Below are 24488 nucleotides of genomic sequence, written 5' to 3' on the forward strand. Positions count from 1 at the left end.
GATTGCTTTATCCTAAAAAATTATCTGTACGAGTAACCGAGAGAGTAACCCTACAGATAAATATTAGATCACGAAAAATACCAAATCAAGGTATTTTTGTTGTTTTTATTGATTTTGTGTTTTTTATAATACTTTCAAGTGATTACATAGAAAGGAACCAAGTATGACAAAAGAACCTAAGGGTACTTTGCTATCAAAGGGAAAAGTACCTGTTATTGAGAGGATTGCAGAACTCGCAAGAAAGTACCCATCTAGAAGCGCAGCAGCTAGAGCATGGGGGATAAACGTCAATACATTGAACAGTTATTATAAGAACGAGACACCTCCTCCAGTACCGCGTGAAAACCTACTAGCACGCATCGCAGAAAGAGAAGGAGTGAGCTTAGATTGGTTGAAGACAGGTAAAGATGAAATACCAAAATTACCAGAAAATAGTGTAATTCGTGATGGGTTGTCAGACCTACTTTCATTCCTTACTGACGAAGAGCGATATCAACTGACTATGGTTTTGACTCGCAAAGGTGTAGAAACAATTCTCTATCTACTTAATGAAGATAATCTATTACTTCTACAACAACCAGATACGCTCAAGGCGCACATGCTTCAAGAGTACGTAACAGGCAAGCTGCGTGATGAAAGCGCAATTAGTAACGATCAGGATAAAGTGTGTGCTCGCTCAGGAGAGAAACAAACGCCACCTCAGAGCCTAGCATCTGGACAGAAGAAGGCAGGATAAGGCACAGTGTCCGTTACTGTGCCGGTCTTACATGGTACTCACTGTTTCTTATAGAACCATGCTGACAGCCTCTTTCTGAAGTCTTATATTGAAATAAGCGACGCAATTGTTACACTGATTAAGTGTATGGAGTTTTAAATTTATTTAAATGTTTTTGAACATGGTTTGAACGAGTAGTGTCGAAGTATCAAATGTTTTGCCTATAGGCTCATTTTTTCGGAAGTGGTATCAAATCCTCTCTTTCGGGTAACTTAATGATAACCCGTTTATTTCCGCCTCTTTCAATTTATTCCCTAGTATCAAATGATTCCCTTCATAACATGATTACCCTTTTCTTCTTCTGCCTCAATCTGACGCGCCCAACGAGGGTGATGTTTCTGAGCCCATTTACGGCTGACTTTACCTTCAATCATGCCGGTGATTGAGCCTTTCACCCAAAACGCCATATAGATATGAATCAGAATCGCATGAATCAACACAATGGCCGATACTGCGTGAATCAATAGCCCCAGGCGAATAGACCACATCGGGAAGAAATGAGCAAAATAGGGACGCCAGATAATCACGCCACTAACCAACAGGACTAAAATTAACCCCATAATGCTCCAGAACATCGCCTTCTGACCCGGGTTATATTTACCCACATCAGCCACTTTATGCTCATTACCCTTCAGCACTTCAACGATATGTATAAACCAGCCGATATCGTCTTTCTTCGGGATATTGTGCTTCACAAAACGGAAGAACATCAGTACCAGTACGCAGAAAATCAGTACGCCAAAAAATGGATGCAGAATACGCCCCATCTGTGGAGTACCAAACGTCTGAGTTAGCCAGCTCAACGTCGGGAAGAACATGGCGATACCGGATAACGCCACCAGAAAGAAGCAGATAACCACGGTCCAGTGACATGCCCGATCGATAAACGAGACGTGCTTAATCATGTTACTTTTCTTCATGATGCTCCCCCTCGTCATCGTCTTCATCTACTTTGTTCGGCCCAACACCGATGTAGTGATAAATCAAACCGGCGAAGCTGGCAACGAACGCAGCGGCCGATAACGGTTTCAGAATACCTTTCCAGAAACCAACTACCTGACTGATCGCTGGATCTTTCGGTAAACCGTGATACAACTCCGGGCGATCCGCATGGTGCAGTACATACATTACATGTGTGCCACCAACCCCTTCAGGGTTGTACAGGCCAGCATTAGCATAACCTCGAGTGTGTAGCTCAGTGATACGGCCCTCAGCCATCTCGACCATCTGCTGCTTAGTACCAAAGTGAATAGCGCCCGTTGGGCAGGTTTTCACACAGGCAGGTTCCTGGCCTACGGTGACCCGATCAACACACAAGGTGCATTTGTACACCCGGTTATCCTCTTTATTCAGCCGGGGAATGTTGAACGGACAACCGACAATACAGTAACCACAGCCGATGCAGTGCTCTGACTGAAAATCCACAATACCGTTGGCATACTGAACAATCGCACCGGCTGAAGGACATGCCTTCAGACAGCCCGGATCGCTACAGTGCATACAACCGTCTTTGCGGATTAACCACTCCAGTTTGCCGTTCTCTTCTACTTCAGAGAAGCGCATTACCGTCCAGGATTTTGCCGTTAAATCGGTTGGGTTATCGTAGACCCCAACGTTATGACCCACTTCATCACGGATATCATTCCATTCTGAACAGGCTACCTGACAGGCCTTACAGCCAATACAGGTGGTAACGTCAATCAATTTTGCCACTTCTTCCTGATGGTGACGCACCTGTGGAGGCGGCGTCAAAACGTTAGTGGCGGAACGTTTCATAATGTCTTGAGATTGCATTGACATATCTTTTCTCCGTTACACCTTCTCTACGTTAACCAGGAACGCCTTAAACTCTGGCGTTTGTGAATTAGCATCACCAACAGACGGCGTTAATGTATTGGCTAAAAAGCCTTTACGTGAAGCGCCTTCAAATCCCCAGTGACAAGGAATACCGATGGTATCCACATTGTTACCATTGATAGTAAGAGGTTTGATACGTTTGGTGACAACGGCTTTCGCCTTAATAAATCCACGTTTAGAAGAAACGACAACTTCATCTCCCTGAACAATGCCTTTCTTACCGGCCAGTACTTCACCAATTTCAATAAATTGTTCAGGTTGAGCAATGGCATTCAGCAAAGCATGCTTAGTCCAGTGACGGAAGAGTTCGGTAATCGAGTAGGTTGTAGCAACGAAAGGATATTCATCTGCTTTGCCCATATTCTCAATATCGCCAGAGAAAATACGAGAAACCGGGTTAGAAATAACTTTCGGATGTAACGGGTTGGTGCCAATTGGCGTTTCAATTGGTTCATAATGCTCAGGGAATGGGCCATCGTTCATTTTATCGATAGAGAATAATCGACCAACCCCTTCCTGATTCATAATAAATGGACCAACGTCAGTCCCCGGTGCAGCCTGACTGTAGTCAGCGACATCAATACCGGTCCATTTACTGCCATCCCATTCAATGATTTTACGCTTCTCATCCCAGGGTTTGCCCTGTGGATCGGCAGAGGCTCGGTTATAGAGAATGCGACGGTTAGCTGGCCATGACCATGCCCAACCCGGTGTGCAACCCAGACCTGATGGATCGCTATTATCGCGTTTATCCATTTGGTTGCCCTGTTCAGTCCAACTGCCGGCATAAATCCAACAGAAGCTACTGGTAGAACCATCATTTTTTAATTGAGCAAATGAGCTGAGCTGCTGTCCTTTCTTAAGCTGTACATTGCCCCGATCGTCAACAATATCGGCTAAAGCATAACCATTGGCTTCGCGAGCAATTTCTTCCGGAGTTGGATCTTCCGGATCCTGATAGTTCCAGGACATGTTTAATACCGGATCAGGATTAGCGCCGCCTTCTTCCCGATAAAGCTCACGCAACCGCATAAACAAACGGCCAAGAATCTTACCATCGTGTAGTGCTTCACCCGGTGGTTCTGCCGCAGCCCAGTGCCATTGCAACCAGCGACCGGAGTTAGCAATAGAACCATTCTCTTCAGCAAAACAAGAAGACGGCAAACGGAACACTTCAGTTTGAATATCTGCCGTGCTGACGTCGTTCATCTCCCCATGGTTTTGCCAGAAATTAGATGACTCTGTGACTAATGGGTCAATCACCACCATATATTTCAGTTTAGCTAGCGCCTGCGCAGACTTATTCTTATCCGGGAAAGCCGCTAACGGGTTAAAGCCCTGAACGATATATCCATTCATCTTACCCTGAGTCATCAGCTCAACCTGAGTCATCACATCATAGAGTTTGTCCCATTTAGGCAACCAGTCGTATCCCCATTGATTTGACTCTGTGGCATGCTCTCCCCAGAAGCTTTTCATCATACTGACGAAGAATTTCGGGGTATTCTGCCAATAGTTGACATCATTCTCTCCCAGACTCTTTGGCGTAATCTGCGAAATATATTGCTGATAACTTTGCTGCTGATCTGAAGGAAGAGGCATATAGCCAGGGAGGTTGGTGGAAAGCAGACCTAAATCGGTATAACCCTGAATATTAGAGTGACCGCGTAACGCATTTACGCCGCCACCCGCCATACCAATGTTACCCAGAATGAGCTGTAACATGGCCGCACCGCGAATAATCTGCGCACCGCCGGTATGGTGAGTCCAGCCTAATGCATACAGAATGGTTGCTGTACGATCGGGCGCACTGGTTTCCGCCAGAATTTCACAGATCTTCAGGAAATCTTCAATGGAGGTACCACATAAGTTATTCACCATTTCTGGTGTATAAGGACTCACGTGTTGTTTCAACAGATTCCATACGCAACGAGGATGACTCAATGTCATATCGCGCTTAGCATATCCCTGCTCATCCAATTGATAAAACCAGGAGCTTTTATCGTAATGACGTTTTTCTGCGTTGTAGCCACTAAATAGCCCATCATCAAACGAATAATCATCACGAACTAAGAAACTGGCGTTGGTATAATGCTTCACGTATTCGGATTGAATTTTATTTTTTTCAATCAGATAACGAATGACGCCTAATAAAAACGCAGCATCAGAACCTGCTCGTATTGGCGAATAGATATCTGCTACTGCAGCACTGCGGTTAAACCGAGGGTCAACAACGATCACCGTGGCGTTGTTTTGTATTTTCGCTTCAACTACCCACTTAAAACCAACGGGGTGAGCTTCCGCAGCATTACCGCCCATAATCAGTACTACGTTGGCATTTTTAATATCAACCCAGTTGTTGGTCATTGCGCCCCGGCCGAAGCTGGGTGCTAATGCTGCAACGGTTGGGCCATGACATAACCGGGCCTGACAGTCGATAGCTACCATACCCAGTGCACGACTGAATTTCTGGTCCAGAATGCCGGTTTCATTGCTTGCCGCAGATGAACAAAGCATACCTGTGCTTACCCAGCGGTTGACCGTGGTATTGCTTTCATTTTTTTCAATAAAGTTAGCATCACGATCGTCTTTCATTAACCGGGCAATACGCTCTATTGCATCATCCCAACTAATACGCTGCCATTTATCTGAGCCAGGGGCCCGATATTCGGGATAACGTAACCGGTTATTACTATGAATATAATCTACAAGTCCTGCTCCTTTTGGACAAAGAGAACCCCGACTGACAGGATGGTCCGGGTCGCCCTCTACGTGAAAAATACTCTCCCGAACATTTTTAGCACCATCACCCATGCTATAAAGCAGCACGCCGCAACCCACTGAACAGTAAGTACAGTTATTACGCGTCTCTTTTGAGCGGAGGAGTTTATATTGACGTGTTTGTGCTAACGCTAATGAGGGGGTAAATCCGAGTGTTGCGGCTGTAGTTCCAGCCATTCCGCCTGCACAAATGCGGAAAAATTGCCTTCTTGTGACCTGCATCAAATTTCTCCAAGCTTAAACTTAAGACATGAAAAGAAAGAATAGAATGTTGTTAAATGAAGTAGTTACGTATTGGTAGTAAAAACCCTTAACTTTTTAATGTTATCATGAGACTCGAATGTAAATAAATAATTTCATATTTATTAATTTATTTAACATTTGGCAATGCAATGAAAATGAATTAAAAACTAACGCGTTGTAGACAGTTGAGATTGGATCAGATGGTGTAATCCATAGACGGATTTTAGATTGAAATGGAAATGAGTATCAGAGAATTCAGGAGAATTAGATTACTCAGTAAAGTGAAATAACGTAATGCGTTGTTTTTACTTATCGCGGCACCGTTATCAGCTATTCTGATAAAACTTTATTAACCACTTAGCTGAAATTGAACGGCTAAATGGTTAATATCTCGTCAGATAAATCAGACTATCTAACCGATACCGACACTACTTTTGATGCCAGTAGGCAACCGCACGAACATATTCAGGATCGCACCCTCTGCGCTGAGTGAAATACTCATTTAGCATCTTCACGGTTTCCCCTTCGCCCGTCAGCCAGATAAAGTAATCTTCCATTGGAATCGATACTTTATCCAACAACGCGATTAGCCGCCCTAAATGATCGAGCTGCATATTGCCAGAACCCAGCCACTGGGCTGTTACACCGTTCAAATCTTCAAGATAGCTGCGGCCAGGTTTTTCATCAGTAAAGGCATACAAATAACACTCAGAGGCACTCAGAGTCGCATTGCGGCGTTTAAAAGCCGGTAAACCAGTTTCATCGGCAATATAGAGTTGAAAAGCATAGTCATCAGGCACAACTAATGAACCACGAGGCCCACCAATCACCAGTTCATCACCCACTCTTGCCTTATCTGCCCACTGGCTGGCAACTCCACCTTCATGAATATAAAAATCCAGCGTTAATGTTTTTTCACCATCAAAAAACAGTGGGGTATATTCCCGTGCAACCGGTGTTTTCCCCTCTTTCCAGACTATTCCTTCCTCGGTAACCTGAGGTAACTCCAGCTTGCTGTTTTCAGTTTCCGGGAAAAACACTTTGATATGGTCATCAAAACCCGGTGAAACAAAACCAGCCAGATCGCTGCTGGCAAAATCGATACGCCAGAAGCGATCTGCAATAGATGTTTTATTTGTTACGGTAATAGAGCGAAAACGTAATTCATTGCGAACGCGTTGTGGCGCTCGGGAATCTATATTCTTTTTATTGTTTTTCACATGAATTTCCTTCTGTCTGAAAACATATAAGTTACAGTGTAACGAATTTTATTCTTTGTTTTCATAAAATGTATCAGGCTGACGCGATAATCATCAGCCTCTACGGTTATAAAATTCTCTGTTGCGATAATGCCAGAGAATGCTCTGTCAATTGGGTTAATCTTTTGCTGCTTCAGATGCAGCAGCATCTTTACCTGAACGAATCTCAGTCTCTATACGTTGTACCGCCTCATTCAGCGTGGCGGCAATGCGATTAATCTGTTCTGGTGACAGTTCACCACGAACTAAGTTTTCCCGCAGCAGCCCTTTCAGCTTATGTACTGCTTCTCTGATTTCAGAGCCCAGATTTTCATTGCGACCTTTGCCAACGTGAGACAGGCGCTGGAATATCACATCAACAGTACCCTGATTGTCTTTAAGTTCCTGTTGGCCTTCGGCGGTAATTTGGAAGCTTTTACGCCCTTTTTCACCTTCGATGGTTTCGATATAGCCTTGTTCTTCCAGTAACGATAACGTTGGATAAATAACACCTGGACTTGGAACGTATAAACCTGATGTTGCTTCTTCAATGGCTTTGATTAGCTCATAACCATAGCTTGGTTTTTTCTCTACAAAAGCCAGCAATACCACGCGAAGATCGCCATGTTCAAACAGGCGACGTAACTTCATATGGCGATCTCTTGGGTCACAGTCTCCCGGACGTCCTCTTCCGCGACCGTGATGGTGCTCATGCCCTTCATCACGACAACGCTCACCACCTTCCATGCCCCGACGGCCACGACCACCAAAGCCACGGCCTTTCTCACTGTCGTCACCATGACGTGCATGACGTTGACGATTAAATAGTTGAGTTAACATATTTCCTCCTTATTTAGATATATCTAAATCAACGTGGGTAACTATAATTTAGATATATCTAAATAGGCAAGAAGAAAAATGCTTTTCTGCATTTATTATGTCACTTAGAGCATTACCATATTGATATCAAAGTAATTTTATTTAAATACCTATTCATATGTCGCTTCAATCACAACGTTTTATTCGTTATGATGCTTATCGTTATAAGGGCTGACACGTCAAAAAGTGCAGTGTTAATACAACAAAAACAATAAGGGATAGACTGACATGAATCGTTATCTTTCATATATCGCTGCGGCATTTATCTGCCTCTCATCTTCTACAATGGCTTCCCCTTTAGATGCGTTTAAAGAGACAAAAGGCAACGTTAATATCGCTGGCGGTACGGCACACGTCCCTGTGATGGTTGGCGCGGCAAAAAATATTATGAGCGCCAACCCGAATGTGAATATCACCGTTACCGGTGGCGGCTCTGGTGTTGGAGTTCAAAAAGTGGGTGAAGGTCTGGTTGATATCGGCAATACCGGACGTGCGTTGAAACAAAGCGAAGTTGATAAATATGGTCTGGTCACTTTCCCATTTGCCATTGATGGCGTTGCGGTAGTCGTTAACGATGCCAATAGTGTGAAGAGCGTTAGCCGCGAGCAGTTGAGCGATATTTTTGCCGGTAAGATTAGCAACTGGAAACAGCTTGGAGGCACTGATGCAGCAATCTCTTTATATGTACGTGAAGATGGCAGCGGTACCCGGGAAGTATTTGAAGAAAAAGCGCTGAATAAAGGTACGGAAATCTCCAGAGCTAACGTGGTTAACTCTAACGGCGCAATGAAAACTGCCATCGTACAGGACAAAAATTCTATCGGTTACGTTGGTATTGGTCATCTGGACAACACGCTTCAGGGCTTAACCATTGATGGTATGGTTCCTTCCCAAGAGAATGCGGCAAACGGCAGCTATAAAGTCACTCGTTTGCTGTATATGAATACTAAAGGACAACCTCAGGGATTAACCAAAGCGTTTATTGATTATATCTACAGCCCTGAAGGTACTCTGATTATTGAAAAATCAGGCTATTTACCGACAGGTAAAGGTGAGTAATAACCATAAAAGCGCCGGTTTTCTGCTACGACTGGCAACGGCGCTTACCGTCAGCGGCATAGGTTTGATTTTCTTAATGGTGGTCGCCTTTGCCCTGCCGGTATTTACCTCCAACTACGGCTCTGACGATATCGAGCTGTTTTCCTGGCATTGGAATCCGGTTAGAAATCAGTTTGGGATCCTACCGATGATTGCCGGCTCGGTGCTGCTATCTGTTTCTGCGGTTGCCCTTTCATGGCCTTTGGCACTGGGCTTATGCAGTTGGTTATTAAACTCATCCGCTCCCTATTCTTCGGTTTCACGCCGTTTACTGTTTCGCCCTGTTTCAGGCTTAGTCCGTTTTATGACCGCTGTTCCTACGGTGGTATACGGATTTGTGGCTATCTTTTTAATGGTACCGTTAATTCGGGATGTCATGGGTGGAGGTTCAGGTTTAAACTGGCTTTCTGCCGCTCTGGTACTTAGCCTGCTGTTGCTACCAACCATGGTGCTGGTTATGGAAGCAGGACTTCGCCCGCGTATGGAACAACTGCATCTGACAACCGCAGCACTTGGCTTTAATCGATTACAGTCTTTAACTTACTTTGTTCTGCCACAAGGGCGACGCTGTTTATTAACCGCCCTGGTATTAGGTTTTGGTCGTGGCGTTGGCGATACATTAATTGCCCTGATGTTATCCGGAAACTGGCCGCAACTGCCTTCTCTGCCTGGAGATAGCTTACGAACACTAACGGCACATATGGCGCTGGTTACCGCCAATGAAGTGGGTGGAATGGCTTATAACTCCCTGTTTGCTGCCGGGGCTATTCTTCTGTTGATTAACGGTAGCGTTAGTCTGGCACTGCGTCGTCTGGAGCGCGGAGCTGACCAATGAGACTCGATCGGTTAACCACAACATTAAATATTATCGGTTGGCTGGCCGTGTTGCTGCTTCTGCTAGCAATGGGTTGTATGTTGGGCTTTCTGTTAATACGTGGATTACCCACGATTAATTTATCGCTGTTTTTTGGTGATGTTTCTCCCAAAGAGGCAATTCTTGGCTTGCGTCCGGTATGGGATGGAATCTGGCCGGCCTGTGTCGGCACGCTCTATTTAGTTTGCCTGACCGTCGCATTAGCCCTATTTCCCGGTATTGGTTGTGGTATTTATCTGGCTGAATATGCCGGAAAACGGCAAAAAAGATGGTTAGGCAGTGCCATTGATATTCTGGCGGGTATTCCCTCCATTGTGATGGGCCTGTTTGGCTTCACTCTGATACTGTTTCTGCGCTATACCTTTTTACCCCATGCCAATACCGGTATGTTGTTGGCAGCAATTTGCCTGGCTTTGCTTATTCTACCTTCAATGGTATTAACCACGCGCGAAGCCCTGAATGCGATTCCTGAAGATTTACGTCTCACCTGCGCCGCATTGGGATTTAACCAGCGTCAAAGCCTGCGTCATGTATTGCTACCCGCCGCCAGTCGTGGAATTCTTGGCGGCATAATGTTGGCCTTTGGGCGCGCAGCGGAAGATACCGCAGTAATTCTGTTAACCGGTGTGGTGGCAAACGCTGGGTTGGCAAATGGGATCTTTGATAAATTTCAGGCCCTGCCGTTTACCATTTACTACACGGCTGCACAGTATCAAACGCAGGAAGAGCTCCAGCGTGGTTTTGGTGCAGCATTGATTTTATTACTGCTGGCCGGTGGATTATTACTGTCTGCTTATGCAATTGAGCGTACTTATCATGCTCGCTGGAAAAAGGGATAACCATGAAGAACGCTGCACAGGTACGCCATCTGACCATTGCATTTGATAACAAACCCATTGTTAATGACGTTAGTCTGGATATTCCATCTCATCAAATTAGCGTCCTGGTTGGTCGCTCGGGCTCCGGTAAGACCACCTTTCTTCGCGCATTCAATCGATTAAATGAAGAACATGCTGGTTGTCAGACCTCCGGCGAACTGTGTTTAGATTTAGGCACAGGTCTGGAGAAGCAATCCGATATCTACGCAGGTTCCGTTACCGCTCTTCGCCTGCGAGTTGGAATGCTGTTTCAAACCCCCAATGTATTACCTGTTAGCATATGGCGGAATATCGCTATGCCGCTGGAAAAGCTAACCAACCTCTCCCGCGAAGCTATCTCACAGCGAGTGGAAAAAAGCCTGAATGATGTTGGTCTATGGTCTGAAATTCACGATCGCCTTCACTCTCCGGCTACACGGTTATCCGGCGGTCAACAACAACGGCTATGTCTGGCTCGTGTTCTGGCGCTGGAACCTAAAATTCTGTTGCTGGATGAGCCTACTGCCTCCCTTGATGTATTGGCTTCAAAACATATCGAACAATTACTGCAACAGCTGGTTGAGCGTTATACCATCATTATGGTTTCTCACAGCCTGTCTCAGGCCTGTCGTTTAGCCAACAAACTGTTTGTTTTTGATAGTGGAAATATGGTGAAGAGTCTGAGTAAACAGGACGGCATAACGGAAGAGAAATTAGCTGTGCTGATTGAACCACGGCTTTAAATAAAAACGCCCCTGATACGGAGCGTGAATTAATTAACTTTTATTGTCTTAACCCATCATCATAGACGCTTGTGCCATCATATAGTCATCAATGATTGAGGAGTTACTTGCTGTCGGCATGGTCTGGTTTGCCATAATATCGACCAACGACTCGACTTGATTGATAGATAAGGTCATACCATCTTGCGTTTTGATTTCCTCCAGCTTGCAATTAGAGGAATACCACTCATTAACCAGAATTTGATCGCTGGTTCCTAATACTTTAACCACTAAAGACTCCCGTCCCAAAGAGAGGTCTTTGGTAAACCATAGTTGATTAGCTGAGATATCGGTGAATAAGAGAATATCCTTATCCGTTACTGCTACGTCGTGGTTACTATATTCCCAGATAGTGTCCTGGCCATCACCCAGGTTAAAGATATAGGTATCACTACCTCTATAACCCTGTAAAGTATCATCCCCTTTCCCGCCAATTAAAACGTTATCTCCAAAATTGCCACTAATGACGTTATTTAAGTCATTACCCGTAATACTAGAAGAATGCATTAACATTGTATTTAAGCTGATATTTTCAACGTTCTCTGGAGCAACAAAATTGGTCACGCTATTGATATAAATATATAAATGATCGATTCCTTGATTTGTTTCTTCAATAATACGAAACTCCGTGCCATATATCTCATACCGATCGTTTCCTTCACCACCGATTAACGTATCGTTACCTGTAGAGATAAATTTATCAATTCCGGCACCGCCAATCAGAATATTGCTACCTGAACCACCACGCAATATATCATCACCTTCATTGCCATACAGGGTATCATCGCCATCACCACCATCTATCACATCATTACCCGCGCCACCGTACAATGTATCTTTACCTGAACTGCCATTAATCACGTTATCCTGTTCATTACCGCGGATAACATTTTCATTTGGAACATCACTAATACCGGTAAGGGCCAAATAATCATGAATAACTGAGGAGCTACTACCTTCTGGCATAGTCTGTTGTGCCATAATATCAACCAGTGCTTCAACTTGGGTGATAGACAATATAACGCCATCTTGAGTTTTTAATTGTTCCAGTTTCGCGCTGTATGAATACCAATTAGATATTGTTATTTCATCTGTGGTACCTAATATTGTCACGTTCAATGACGTTAAACCCATAGATTCTTTCTTACTAAACCATAACTGGCTTGCCGAAATATCAGTAAGCACCAAAACATCAGTGTCCGTTATAGGAGCATTACTAGTATTAATTTCTCCGATAGTGTCTTTACCATCTCCACGACTAAATATATAGGTATCACTTCCCAGATAGCCAACAAGATTATCGTTACCTTTTCTACCAATCAGAATATTGTTGCCATCATTTCCGTAAAGTATGTTATCTATCTTGTTTCCAGTAAGCGTTGAGTTATACGTAAAGTCAGAGTACAGACTAAATATTTCTACATTATCCGGAAGAATAAAATTCGTTACGCCATTGATATTGACTCTTATCTCATCTGAGCTGCCTTCCCCCTCATGCTCTACGATACGAAACGTTGTACTGGTAATAAAGTACCGATCGCTACCATTACCACCGTATAACGTATCGTTACCATTACCACCATTTAAGTTGTCATTCCCGTCACCGCCGTATAAAATATCGTCACCGTCACCACCATTAAGTGTATCATTACCTGCACCACCATATATAATGTCGTTACCCGCATTGCCGTTAATAATGTTGTTTAATTCATTACCATAAATAATGTCATTCCCTTTGGTCCCATTCGCATTCTCGATATTTGCACCATAGGCAATACCGATTGCATGAGTGCCATCATAAACATTTTTCGAATTTGTTTCTGGAACGGGAATATAGATGGAGCTACGAGTGCCACCGTTCAGGTTTATTATCGAACCCAGTTCAAAATCACTAAAGTCCAAGGTATCAATACCACCGCCATCCCAGATGGTGTCATAGTAATTCAGCTCATTTGGCGAGTATTTATAGGTCGTGTTGCCTTTGTTATATTCATAATTGGCACCATAGATATATTGATACGCCAATATGTCATCAATACCATAGTTTTTTACCGTTGCTTCTCCTATAGACGAACCATCAGCGGAAAGTAAGGTCGTTTTTTCACCTGACTGTAAAGAATTGTATGTCATAACAGTATTTAACTCTGTTATACCCGCTTTATATTCATCGGAATCCCATTTTCCATTAATGATCGACTGGGTATGCTCTAACCCCATCACATGCCCTAGCTCATGAGCTGCCGTTGAGAATTTATAAGGTGGATGAGAAGCAACATTACTACTATAAGTTTTTAAAACGATGTCTTGACCATAACCACTAAACGCCGTTGCAATACCGGAATAATCGAAACTTCTATCATCGCAAGACCAATAACGGATCATGCCTATGTCACCGCTATTTTCATCGACTTCTTTGAATGTGACATTAGCAAACGTGCTCAGTTTATCCAAAGAGTCTCTAATCATGTTGATATATGCATGATTTTCAGTAAAAGCTTCGAATGTATTCTCCCCTCGGATAAAAGTGGTATTTGAAAAACTCCATGTATATGTGCTTCCCCCCTCCTTGGGCACCGGATATCTACCGTTTAAAATATAATCTATACTTTCATTACCACTTCGAGGAATATCAACCAGATTTAATTGGGACATAATGACACCTTTTTAGAGTAAGAGTAAGCGACCATATTCCTTTAATTAACAAAATGTTCAGTGATACTTGTCAAACATTCGGTGATGATTTTGAAGTATTTCCGTGGCTTCATCTCAGCCTTTGAGGTGGTAGTATGGATGATGGATGGTTGACCGTTATACGAGTCATGATTGAAAGGCAAGTTGCACGTCATCAGCAAGCAATATAAGCCAGCATAACCTGGGACAGCATCTGACAAGACTGAGTAGAATTTCCAACTGCATGTCACTTAAACATGCAGTTGGACCAAAATTAGCTTATTTAGTAATAAAGTTAACGCCCTGACTTAACGCTACATCACAGGCTTTAGATTTAACCTTTTCCCCTAAAGCCGAACTACCGAGAGTATTGAGGTCAAGTACCTTATCGTTCTTAAGTTTAAGCAAACCTTGTAAGCCATCCTGATAATCTTTTTGCTAACTGGCTTTACTGTCATTCAGGCCCAGCTTTTCTTTCAGTTTATTTTTGATATTTTCAGGATCGGTCGCTTCGGTTATTTTTCTCTTTACGCAATATTCCATCACTCCGGCAGTGTTACTCATGGTTTTCGCAGTAACTGCCTGAGCCCCACCGCTCAACAGGCTGGTTAAAGATGCCAGAGAAAAACCTTTGCTTTCACCGGCAGCGTAAGCAGTGGAGGCAAACAGAAAACTTAAAGCAATAACTTTAGAGAAATTCATTTTGTTACTCAATTTATTATCCTATCGATTGATAAATGATAGTCGATTTTTATAGGGAATTCAGTATTTGAACAAAACGTTCAACAGACCATTCTTTTATATCTGAGACTTGCCCATCACCGATTTCAATCAGCCTCAGTTCACCGGCATCATTAATTGCCATATCTATAGTAAAAAACGGGCTCTCAATGCGCTTAGCAATCTCAGTAACCAGCATTGGAATATGGTTATCAGAAGAGTAAACCTGCCCTTTTAAAACAAAGTATCGTCTCTCACTTTGCTGATCAAAATGCTCAAAATGTCGCAGACAAATACCACCTTCAATTTGGCCCCGATATTGTTTAAGAAGATTGATGACTTCCTGTATCTCTTTTGCATCATGGGCAACCGAGCCACGTGTGGTCGTTAGTGATTTTACATAATCTTTAACGAAATAGGCTGGCCACTGAAGTTGTTTTACCAGGGTGTCAAAATCTGCATCCGCACTGACAATCACCGTTTTAGGAGTGAAGCTTTGACATAGCGAATACCATCCAACTAAGTGATGGCAATTAAGATATGCATCTACAGATGTCAGTAAATGTACTCCCTGCTTATCAACTGCCTGATATAACTGTTGATACTCATCTTTATCCATCATCCATCCGCGCCAAATCACCGGGATATCGGCGTTAAACGTGGTTGAAAAACGATATTTCCCCAGTGCCGCCGCTTCTGAGGACAGCAATAAACAATGTATGCCGCTTTGTTGAGCCTGTTGGTACTCTTGAGCAAAGTTTTCATCCGGCATGGTTGCGTGCAGCAAGTCACTTGGATAAACAATCTGTATCGAATTCATCCTTTAATCCCGTATCCCAATTTGATCCTGATATGTGGTCAATGTAAGTGGAACAGTTAAAATCAACAAGCATAAGGCTGGAATTGCTCAATCTCCGGGTGTTTTGTCTCCTGTCACTTTCTTCTTATGTTGATTGAAACTGATTGCCGCCCGAATAAGTACCTTCAGCGCAGGTTGATTGATTTTATCGCCTTCAAAGAAATCAATGGCGCGCCATGTTTTACCGTCAAGAGCGGCGTTAAAAAGCTTATTGGGATCGTCAAGACGAGCTCCGTGAGAAAAGGTAATTTTCACCTTTTCTTTATGGACATTAGCGACCGCAATCATTCCATTACGACACCATACCGGGCTGCCTTTCCACTTCCATTCTTCGACGATTTGCGGATCGGCCTCAAGCATGCACTGCCGGATTTCAGCCAGCATTTTTCCTCGCCAGTCAGTAAGCCCGGCTATCAGCCGATCTATCTGTTGTGATGGGTTCATCAATAATCCCCATAAAAGTATCTGAGCGGATTAATTGAGTATACGCAGTGCATGATTTTTTGCGGGATTCTGACGGGATATTGCCTTTATCTTATTACCAACAAACTATTTTTAGTGACATTGTCACCTTAAAGATACAAAAGCCACTAAATAATAATTAATGGCTTTTGTTTATCGCTTAAGTTAGCTTTTTTAACCAATATACTTCCCGATTGCCGCTGGCAGATCGTTTAATGTTGGCATTTCTTCTATTGGCAAAGGCGCCTGTTCCGGGGCTTTCAGGCCAATTCGGTTATGCCAGAATGTTGGAATACCTACTTTTGCTGTTCCAATCAGATCGTAAGCGGAACCGGCCACAAAGATAGCCTCTTTTGCCGTAACACCTGCCAGATCCAGCGCTAACTGATAAGGCCTTGGGTCCGGCTTATAAAAACCAGCCCGATCGGAGGTAACTACAATATCAAAAGGAACCCCGACCTGTTCTGCCGCCATATGCCCTAAACGTTCAGAACAATTGGTGACTACACCCAACTGATAATCTTGTTTTAATAACCGAAGCACCGAAGCGGCCTCAGACCATGGTTGAAGGTTTTTCCAGTTTTCATCTAACTGCCGAGCCAGACTACGCTCTAACCCGGATGCTACCGCGGCCTCTTCGACCAATGTTTCATAAGGACGATAGGCACCACAGCCATAAGTGAGTTTTAAGTAAGTCATACGCCACTTTTTACCCAGCTCTTCTGAGCCAGCGGTTTCATTCCATACCTGCCAGGAATCAATTAATGCCGTTAACAGATCAAACAGAATAATTTTAGGTACATTTGGAGACGAAATTACTTGAGGCTGATTCATGACTTGCTCCTACAGGGGTAAGTAACAAAATGATGATCGGGTAGCATTAACGTAATGATGAGGCGCTCAATGCTGTCTAAACTTTCAGCGAGTATAGACAGCCAGCAATTAAGAGTAAATTAAGCATTAATAACTATGTTGTTAAGAAAAACTTAAACAGATAGTGAAGCTATTGTTGTGTTCCTGACAATTTTTGCCAGGGTGCCTCTGGTGTAAACTGCTGCTTTAACAACGTCATAAATGCATGAACTCTTTCAGGCATTCCTTTACGTCGATGGGTTAACGCAACCACTGGCGCTTCCGGTAATGCCCATTCAGGTAACAGTCGAATTAGCAGCGTTTGTGATAAGGCTTCTGCCACATCCCACTGGGAACGCATAATGATTCCCAATCCTTCCTTAGCCCATGAACAAACAACATCACCATCATTACTGCTTAATGAAGGCGCTATTCTGATCGTTTGCTTCTTGCCCTGCTGTTCAAAACTCCATAGTGTGGTGTCTTCGTTATTTTCCTGCAGCGCAATGCTTGGATAATTCAATAAATCCTGGGGTGATGAAGGAATACCATAACGCTCAACCAATACTGGTGCTGCGCAGATAAAACGCTGGTTTGGTGCAATGGTATGTACGATAAGATTGGAGTTATACAGCTCTCCAATGTGTAAAATCAGATCGAATCGCTCCTGTTCCTCGAGTAAAGGTTGTTCTGAAAGCTTTACTAACACCTCAACCTCAGGATACAGGCGATGATACTGAGCAATAATGTCAGTTAAATACTTTCGACCAAACCCAAACGGCGCATTGATTTTTAGTGAGCCAACCAGTTTACCGTGTTGCTGCATCACCTCTTCTAATAGCGCTTTATGTTGCTCCAGCAGCGCCTGCCCCTTTCGGCACAGTAATTCTCCCTCTTCGGTAAAATGGAGTCGTCTGGCCGTACGGTCGATAAGATGTATATCAAGGCGAGCCTCTAACTGTTGTAGCCGCTGGGTCACCGCTGAAGGCGTTACATTCAGGAACCTTGCTGCTCCCACCAGTGAACCATGCTGTTTTATCGCCAACAGAAATTGTAGATCGAGGGTATCTATCATCATCTAATTCACACTCAATTCAGGATAGCTAAATAATAGAGTTATAAATTGTTAATTTAAACTTAAATATCTAATGGCTATATTGGATTAGTCAATATGGAGGCCACTATGCCAATGAAACAAGCTCCGATTAATCAAGAAACACCTTATCTTCTGCTGGATATCAATAAGCTGGACGCTAACATTGCGAGAATGAAAGCACATCTGGCACCACTAAATATCACCTTGCGTCCTCATGTAAAAACCAATAAATCTGCTCAGGTTGCCGATCGCTTCTTTAATACGGCTGACAGACCAATTACTGTTTCAACGCTACATGAAGCTGACTTTTTTGCTCAACATGGTTTTACTGACATTTTATATGGAGTAGCCATTGCACCGAATAAATTTGAACATGTGAGAAAGTTAATCAGCGAAGGTATCGATCTTAAGCTGATTCTGGATAATGTTCAGACGGCTCAACTGTTGCTGGATTTTTCGTCGTTACATCATCTTTCCATTAAGGTATTACTGGAAATTGATAGCGATGGGCATCGCTCTGGTTTACCACCCTGTGATGCGGAAATTGAACAAATTGTCGGATTACTTCAGGGAAGTTTAGTCACTATATGTGGCGTAATGACCCATGCGGGTAACTCTTATAACAGCCGTTCCCTCAGTGAAATAGAGCAATATGCCAATCAGGAGCGGGATGCTGTAGTTTCCAGTGCAGAGATGCTGCGATCGTTAGGGGTTAATGTCACTATTGTCAGCGTTGGCTCAACGCCAACAGCGCTCTTTTGCAAGGATCTCACTGGGGTCACTGAAGTCCGGGCCGGAGTTTTTGCCTTTTTCGATTTAGTCATGGCTGGCTTAGGTGTTTGTAAACCGGATGATATTGCGCTATCGGTTGTCACAACGGTGATCGGACACCAGAAAGAAAAAGGCTGGGTCATTGTGGATGCTGGCTGGATGGCCCTTTCTCGGGATCGTGGAACCGCTAACCAAAAGGTTGATCAGGGCTATGGCATCGTATGTGATATGAACGGAAGACCCATTGGCGATCTGATTGTCAGCGCAGCTAATCAGGAACACGGTATTATTAGCTCCAGAAGCGGTAAGCATGTAGATGGGCTTCCGGTGGGAACGCAATTGCGCATTCTGCCTAATCATGCCTGTTCTACTGCTGCTCAATATAGCGGTTATTATCTGCTTAATTTGGATGGAAGTGCCGATACATACTGGCCGAGAATCAATGGCTGGCAGTAATCGTTTTTAATTAGCCGCTTAATCCCTGAATATCAGGAAAATTAAGCGGCTATTAAATCACTTAGCGCTTTTCACAAGGTTCTGGCGCATAACGAGAATCCTGAGGGAAAGCCTGCGGTTTGCAGTCTGGTAATTTTTCCGGCGCTATTTCAAATATTGCCACACCAATAATGCCGGTATTTTTCACATCGCCAGCAAGGGATTTAGCGGCATAGCTCTCTCCTGGTTTAGAGAAGCGGAATGCGGCTACCGCAGAGTCGCTCTTGCGGAATCCTTCAATTTGCAGTGATGAGCCCGGACGAAGCAGATAACCTGAACGTGACAGCGACCCGGCCTGACCTGAAATAACGTCTAATCCATCAATGGTGGCTACCACTTCATAAGTCGTGGTATTACTGCGGTTGCGGAAAGAGAGTTGATAGCGATCCCCTTCTTTAGCACTTAGCGCGTACTCGCCGTTACTACGCTGTTTGATGGTCATATTACGACCACTGTCATCCTGAATGTTCATTTTTATCGATGGTACTAAAGTCAGGTCAGTTCGATTTTGGCCAGTGACTTTCGAGCCATTATAATAAATTTCCACCACGCTCTCTGGCGTATTACGTAAGCGGGTAGCTTCAACGCTGACGACGCTTGAATTAACATTCTCACCCCATTTAGTACCCAGATTCTGAGATAATCTGGCTGATGGAGCACTGTCTTCCATGACCGGTGATTCAGAGGAAACTTGCTGCTGATTACTACATCCGGCAAGGATGATAATCAGACCAAAAATTAAGGCGATATTACGTTTGAAATTGATTTTCATGCTAGCTCCTGCCTGTGGCTTTCGTTCCTGTAAGATGACAAATCAAATTGAATATAACTGATGTGATAGCAACCAACTGATGATTGTTTAGCCATTATTCATTAATGCTATTTCTTTTTCCAGTTTGGCAGTGATGATAAACCACCATTAATTATTCAGGGTCAGTTAAATCATCTGCTTTACTAAGATCTTTCTCCCGTTTTTAACCGGCTTTATCCAGTAAAGTACTTATTCAAATTTCACTGATATACGGTGGTCTAATCACAACCCAAGAGGAAGCCCGATGAAATATAACCCGACAGTTTGGTTTGAAATTTATGTTTCAGATATGGAAAGAGCCGTTCGTTTTTACCAGTCACTGTTAAATATTGAATTAACAAAGCTGACTGATACCGACACTGAGTATTTTATGTTTCCTTATCAGGAAGGTATTGAAGGTTCTGGTGGAGCTCTGGTTAAAAGCCATGAAGGTGCTCCGGGAAGCGCAGGATCTCGCATTTATCTGGCTTGTTCCGACTGCGCTGTGCAAATTAGCAAAGTTGAAGCAATTGGCGGACGGGTTGTATCACCAAAACAATCTATCGGAGAGTTTGGCTTTTGTGCCACGATTGAAGACACTGAAGGGAATGTGATTGGTTTGCACAGTATGCAATAAATGATGTTTGAATAACAAAAAAGGAGGTATCCCTCCTTTTTTTCATACTGATTACTTATAAATAACAGCAACACCATTCAATTTATTATCGCCACCGGCGGAGATAATCTGATAGGCACTGGCACTCGCCTTATCAGCTTTTTGGGATAATTGTCTTTCCAATTGATCGAGCGTACTGGCACCAGACACCGAAACGCTGCCCACCTTATTTAAACCGTTACCAGAACTTACCTGATTTGCCGCAAATGCACTTACAGAGGAGGCTCCCGCCATTAATGCTGCTAATACTAATTTAGTCACTTTCATTTAATTACACCTCGTAAAATATTTGAGAAAAGTACTGCTTTCGGGATGTATTCTACGGTGTGATATCTGACCTGAGCATGACCGAAAAATGACAATTTTGTCATCTGACAAAAATATACATTTCTTTAGAAAAGATAGGGATAGATAAGTTATACCCCATCAATATAAATAACATTGATGGGGCCTGAAATTGACGAAATTTGTTAATTTCTACTCAAAGTGGAATATAAAAAATTCAATAACAACACGCATCCGGCAATATTACTGACGCAAACTAATAGCAATACGGTTAAATGCATTCATTAAACCAATTGCCAGGGTTAGATCAGATATTTCATTATCCGCGAAATGTTGTTGTAACCGCTGATAAAGCTCATCAGAGCTATTTTCAACTGAAATATGAGTCAATCCCTCGGCCCACTGCAGTGCAACCTTCTCTTTTTCACTGAAGGCTGACGATATTTGCCATCCAGCCAGAGTGTCGATTTTATCGTTAGAAACATTCAGTTTACGCAATTCATCGGTATGCATTTTTAAACAAAAAGCACAGCCATTAATTTGAGAAATACGTAAATCAAGTAAAGCAATCAGCTCAGGACCGACTGAACTGCCATGAAGCGCTTGTTTACAGGCAATGAGCCCCTGATAAGCCTGAGGGGAAAGTTTAGGATAAGAAAGACGTAGCTGAGACATGATGTTCTCCAGAGTGATATTTGATGACTAGTTTTGTATAAATATGCCCTACAATAAAGAGCCATAAATTGACTTTTTTTATAGGCCATATGAATCGTTTTTTAACTGACATCAACTTCTCTACTCAACTGCCTGTCTATCAGCAACTATGCTGGCATATAAAACAGGCTATTTTTGATGGTCAGCTAAAGTCCGGTCAGCGTATTCCATCTACCAGAAATCTGGCAAACCAACTGAATATCGCCAGAGGTACGGTAGAAAAAGCCTATGACATACTGACAGATGAAGGATTGCTGATAACTAATCAGCAGCGCGGTACTTTCGTCGCCAATATTCCATTAGCCATTCAGCCTGCACAAAACTTACAACATAATCATTTAAGTTCTGATTTGAAGGTCAGCGATCGACTGTTGCCTTTTCAATTGGGGGTACCTGCGGTAGATGCTTTTCCTTTAGCTAAATGGAACCGATTACTGGGCCATGTTAGTCGCACCATCAGAAACTCGCTGTTAGCCTATCCGGATCCGCAGGGTGAAATGCCACTACGTGAGGCTATCGCCAGCTATTTAAGAATCTCACGCGGTATTGATTGTCATCAGAATCAAATATTTATTACTGCGGGCTACAGTTCAGCTGTTCGCTTAATCACATCAATTATTCTGGCTGTCAGTGACAAAATAGCCCTTGAGAACCCCTGCTTTCCTCAATCCCGTATTCTTCTGTCAAATCTTGGCTATCAAACCATTCCTGTTGAAGTTGATAGTAATGGTCTTAACCCTGCGTTTCTTAACCCGGATACTGCTAAAGCCATTTTATTAACCCCGGCTCATCAAAGCCCGTTAGGCGTGACATTAACGCTGGAACGCCGACTTAAGTTAATCGACTGGGCAACACAAAATAACCATTGGCTGATTGAAGATGATTATGATGGCGAATACCGCTATATCGGCTACCCTTTACCTGCATTAAAAAGTCTGGATACTCAACAGCGGGTTTTTTATGTTGGTTCCTTCAGTAAAGTATTGTTTCCGGCCCTCAGACTGGCCTATTTCGTGGTTCCTGAATCACTTATTGAAGCCTTCAGCCAGTCTTTCAAATTCCAGCCCTGTTTATGCCCGGTATTAACTCAATTAACCGTGGCTAAATTTATGAGCGATGGACACTTTTTCCGCCATTTGAAAAAGATGCGACAGCTATATGCCAAACGACGAGAACTGTTAGCTTGTGCTCTGGAAAAAAACTGTCCATCGGTTTCTAAAATTGAATGTCATCAGGGTGGTATGAATATTATTGCTCACCTGCCATCTCATCTTAATGATAAGAAGATAGTGTCCAAAGCCAGACAGCACCAGTTAGCTATTGAAGCATTGAGTGATGGATATGCAACTGAAACAACGCCAGAGAAAAAACAAAATGGATTACTGTTAGGATTTACCAATATCGACAGCAGAGAAAACGCTGAACAGATTTGTTGTGCCTTACAGGAGGTAATAAATAGTGAATCGAAATCATGATAAAAGCCCACAAGGTGCCCGTTAACAGGACACCTTGATAACTTCCTTCAAGATCTTTTAGCTTGCATTCAATACAGGATAATCGGTATATCCTTGAGCACTACCGCCAAAAAAAGTATTACGATCGGCGTCATTCATCGGCGCATTTGCTTTTAGCCGCTCAACAAAATCGGGGTTGGCAAGCACCATCTGACCATAAGCTTCAAGTTCAGCCAGACCGGATTGCACATCACTACCGATTTTCTCCCGAGGCTGACCGGGACGATTAACAATCAGAGTTTGTGTCCAGCGTTCGCGCATCTCTTTTAGCAACGTTTCATTGCCTTGCTCCATAATGTGCAAATAAGCCAGCCCCAATTTATTCAACTCAGCAACCAGATAGCGGTAAAGAGCGGGCCCTTCGTCACCTTCATCAATACCCCACATGGTAATACCTGGAGATAACCGAATAGCCGTTCTGTCGGCACCAATTTATTCAGCTACCGCGGCAGCCACTTCTAACGCAAAGCGAGCCCGATTCTCTATTGAGCCGCCATATTCATCAGTACGGGTATTAGCACTGGGTGCTAAAAACTGTTGGATCAGATAGGCATTTGCACCATGAATCTCTACACCATCAGCGCCAGCTTCAATGGCACGACGCGCCGCAAAACGAAAATCAGCCACGGTCTGACGTACTTCTTCGGTACTCAATGCTCTGGGAACCGGAATATCCTGCATACCTTTAACGGTAAACATTGGCGTTGCCGGGGCAATAGCAGAAGGCGCAACCCCCTGACGATGATGAGGCGTATTATCAGGATGCGACATACGTCCGGCATGCATCAGTTGAATAAAGATATGCCCACCTTTGTTATGAATTGCAGTGGTTATTTTGCGCCAGCCAGCAACATGTGCATCGGTATAAATTCCCGGCGTCATCAGATAGCCTTGCCCGTCATCGGAAGGTTGAGTACCTTCTGCCACAATGAGACCAATAGTAGCGCGTTGTGCGTAGTATTCAGTAGCCAGCTCACCCGGAGTGCCGTCGTATTGTGCTCTGCTACGGGTCATTGGCGCCATAACCAGACGGTTTGATAAGGTATAACGACCAACCTGAACCGGAGTAAATAGCTTATTCATGATCAATTCCTTGTGTATTGTCGGTACCGGCAACAGTGCTTTTCTGTACCATCCGAAGATTAATTTGTGCTCGGGAGTATCATGGTTTAAAAACAAAATGGGATAAATAGGGTAAAA

Annotated in this window: 24 protein-coding genes and 1 pseudogene; 8 read left to right on the top strand and 17 right to left on the bottom strand. The window is 43.4% G+C overall.

Annotated features, from left to right (window positions below; translation table 11 throughout):
• The first annotated feature begins 163 nt into the window (after positions 1-163).
• Complete coding sequence (locus tag GOL65_RS02770; RefSeq protein ID WP_140918685.1) at positions 164-736, top strand: helix-turn-helix domain-containing protein; 573 nt, start codon at positions 164-166, stop codon at positions 734-736.
• A 299-nt stretch (positions 737-1035) separates the two neighbouring features.
• Here GOL65_RS02770 and fdnI read toward each other — a convergent pair whose 3' ends face one another.
• The 5 genes from fdnI to GOL65_RS02795 all read right to left on the bottom strand — a co-directional run bounded on the left by fdnI (position 1036) and on the right by GOL65_RS02795 (position 7734).
• Complete coding sequence (gene fdnI, locus GOL65_RS02775) at positions 1036-1698, bottom strand: formate dehydrogenase-N subunit gamma (protein WP_179038360.1); 663 nt, start codon at positions 1696-1698, stop codon at positions 1036-1038.
• A complete protein-coding gene (gene fdxH, locus GOL65_RS02780) occupies positions 1682-2575 on the bottom strand; it encodes a formate dehydrogenase subunit beta (RefSeq protein ID WP_179038139.1) in 894 nt (297 codons plus the stop codon). The genes fdnI and fdxH overlap by 17 nt, the downstream gene beginning before the upstream one ends.
• 12 nt (positions 2576-2587) lie before the next feature.
• A complete protein-coding gene (gene fdnG, locus GOL65_RS02785) occupies positions 2588-5635 on the bottom strand; it encodes a formate dehydrogenase-N subunit alpha (RefSeq protein ID WP_179038140.1) in 3048 nt (1015 codons plus the stop codon).
• A gap of 449 nt (positions 5636-6084) precedes the next feature.
• Positions 6085-6876: a siderophore-interacting protein gene (locus GOL65_RS02790; protein WP_228723043.1), complete on the bottom strand. Its 792-nt coding sequence runs from the start codon at positions 6874-6876 to the stop codon at positions 6085-6087.
• Between the two features lie 156 nt (positions 6877-7032).
• A complete protein-coding gene (locus GOL65_RS02795; RefSeq protein ID WP_179038141.1) occupies positions 7033-7734 on the bottom strand; it encodes a PadR family transcriptional regulator in 702 nt (233 codons plus the stop codon).
• 267 nt (positions 7735-8001) lie between these two features.
• Between GOL65_RS02795 and GOL65_RS02800 the strand changes: the two genes are divergently transcribed.
• From GOL65_RS02800 to GOL65_RS02815, 4 genes are read left to right on the top strand one after another with little or no spacing between them, the layout of a single operon-like run.
• Entirely contained in the window at positions 8002-8832 is an 831-nt protein-coding gene (locus GOL65_RS02800; protein WP_179038142.1) for a phosphate ABC transporter substrate-binding protein, read from the top strand.
• Positions 8825-9706 carry a PstC family ABC transporter permease gene (locus GOL65_RS02805; protein ID WP_179038143.1) on the top strand — a complete coding sequence of 294 codons (882 nt, stop codon included), beginning with the start codon at positions 8825-8827 and terminating at the stop codon, positions 9704-9706. The genes GOL65_RS02800 and GOL65_RS02805 overlap by 8 nt, the downstream gene beginning before the upstream one ends.
• Entirely contained in the window at positions 9703-10584 is an 882-nt protein-coding gene (locus GOL65_RS02810) for a PstA family ABC transporter permease (protein WP_179038144.1), read from the top strand. The genes GOL65_RS02805 and GOL65_RS02810 overlap by 4 nt, the downstream gene beginning before the upstream one ends.
• Positions 10585-10586: 2 nt before the next feature.
• Entirely contained in the window at positions 10587-11345 is a 759-nt protein-coding gene (locus tag GOL65_RS02815) for a phosphate ABC transporter ATP-binding protein (RefSeq protein WP_179038145.1), read from the top strand.
• 48 nt (positions 11346-11393) lie between these two features.
• Here the strand turns inward: GOL65_RS02815 and GOL65_RS02820 are convergent, their stop codons facing one another.
• From GOL65_RS02820 to GOL65_RS02845, 7 genes and pseudogenes are all read right to left on the bottom strand, one after another.
• Positions 11394-14036 (bottom strand): calcium-binding protein, encoded by a 2643-nt coding sequence (locus GOL65_RS02820; RefSeq protein WP_179038146.1) that lies wholly within the window; start codon positions 14034-14036, stop codon positions 11394-11396.
• A gap of 297 nt (positions 14037-14333) precedes the next feature.
• A pseudogene (locus GOL65_RS22535) lies at positions 14334-14480 on the bottom strand (DUF2501 domain-containing protein); the annotation flags it as partial.
• A gap of 12 nt (positions 14481-14492) precedes the next feature.
• Positions 14493-14756, bottom strand: a complete 264-nt coding sequence (locus tag GOL65_RS22540; protein ID WP_407657452.1) for a hypothetical protein — start codon at positions 14754-14756, stop codon at positions 14493-14495.
• A 49-nt stretch (positions 14757-14805) separates the two neighbouring features.
• Positions 14806-15594, bottom strand: coding sequence for an ATP-grasp domain-containing protein (locus GOL65_RS02830; RefSeq protein WP_179038147.1), 789 nt, complete (start codon positions 15592-15594; stop codon positions 14806-14808).
• Positions 15595-15681: 87 nt separating this feature from the next.
• Positions 15682-16077, bottom strand: coding sequence for a DUF1801 domain-containing protein (locus GOL65_RS02835; protein ID WP_179038148.1), 396 nt, complete (start codon positions 16075-16077; stop codon positions 15682-15684).
• Positions 16078-16269: 192 nt separating this feature from the next.
• The gene (locus GOL65_RS02840) at positions 16270-16929 is read right to left on the bottom strand and encodes an HAD-IA family hydrolase (RefSeq protein ID WP_179038149.1); all 660 of its coding nucleotides are present in this window, start codon (positions 16927-16929) and stop codon (positions 16270-16272) included.
• 169 nt (positions 16930-17098) lie between these two features.
• A complete protein-coding gene (locus GOL65_RS02845; RefSeq protein WP_228723044.1) occupies positions 17099-18025 on the bottom strand; it encodes a LysR family transcriptional regulator in 927 nt (308 codons plus the stop codon).
• Between the two features lie 105 nt (positions 18026-18130).
• Here GOL65_RS02845 and GOL65_RS02850 point away from each other — a divergent pair, with 105 nt between their 5' ends.
• A complete protein-coding gene (locus tag GOL65_RS02850; RefSeq protein ID WP_179038150.1) occupies positions 18131-19270 on the top strand; it encodes an alanine racemase in 1140 nt (379 codons plus the stop codon).
• Between the two features lie 61 nt (positions 19271-19331).
• On the opposite strand, the gene GOL65_RS02855 is transcribed toward GOL65_RS02850, so the two are convergent.
• Positions 19332-20081: a hypothetical protein gene (locus GOL65_RS02855; RefSeq protein WP_140918687.1), complete on the bottom strand. Its 750-nt coding sequence runs from the start codon at positions 20079-20081 to the stop codon at positions 19332-19334.
• A gap of 283 nt (positions 20082-20364) precedes the next feature.
• Between GOL65_RS02855 and GOL65_RS02860 the strand changes: the two genes are divergently transcribed.
• A complete protein-coding gene (locus GOL65_RS02860; RefSeq protein ID WP_140918688.1) occupies positions 20365-20736 on the top strand; it encodes a VOC family protein in 372 nt (123 codons plus the stop codon).
• A 51-nt stretch (positions 20737-20787) separates the two neighbouring features.
• On the opposite strand, the gene GOL65_RS02865 is transcribed toward GOL65_RS02860, so the two are convergent.
• Both GOL65_RS02865 and GOL65_RS02870 read right to left on the bottom strand, forming a co-directional pair.
• Positions 20788-21042: a YdgH/BhsA/McbA-like domain containing protein gene (locus GOL65_RS02865; protein ID WP_140918689.1), complete on the bottom strand. Its 255-nt coding sequence runs from the start codon at positions 21040-21042 to the stop codon at positions 20788-20790.
• A 261-nt stretch (positions 21043-21303) separates the two neighbouring features.
• Positions 21304-21735 carry a carboxymuconolactone decarboxylase family protein gene (locus GOL65_RS02870; RefSeq protein WP_140918690.1) on the bottom strand — a complete coding sequence of 144 codons (432 nt, stop codon included), beginning with the start codon at positions 21733-21735 and terminating at the stop codon, positions 21304-21306.
• A gap of 89 nt (positions 21736-21824) precedes the next feature.
• Between GOL65_RS02870 and pdxR the strand changes: the two genes are divergently transcribed.
• Positions 21825-23249, top strand: a complete 1425-nt coding sequence (gene pdxR, locus GOL65_RS02875; protein ID WP_140918691.1) for a MocR-like pyridoxine biosynthesis transcription factor PdxR — start codon at positions 21825-21827, stop codon at positions 23247-23249.
• A 57-nt stretch (positions 23250-23306) separates the two neighbouring features.
• Here the strand turns inward: pdxR and GOL65_RS22445 are convergent, their stop codons facing one another.
• Together GOL65_RS22445 and GOL65_RS22450 are read right to left on the bottom strand one after the other, a co-directional pair.
• On the bottom strand, positions 23307-23675 hold the full coding sequence (locus GOL65_RS22445) for a beta/alpha barrel domain-containing protein (protein ID WP_322091088.1): 369 nt from the start codon (positions 23673-23675) through the stop codon (positions 23307-23309).
• 45 nt (positions 23676-23720) lie between these two features.
• The gene (locus GOL65_RS22450; protein ID WP_322091089.1) at positions 23721-24371 is read right to left on the bottom strand and encodes an oxidoreductase; all 651 of its coding nucleotides are present in this window, start codon (positions 24369-24371) and stop codon (positions 23721-23723) included.
• Positions 24372-24488 lie beyond the last annotated feature (117 nt).

This window comes from Limnobaculum xujianqingii (assembly GCF_013394855.1).
Taxonomy (GTDB): Bacteria; Pseudomonadota; Gammaproteobacteria; order Enterobacterales; family Enterobacteriaceae; genus Limnobaculum; species Limnobaculum xujianqingii.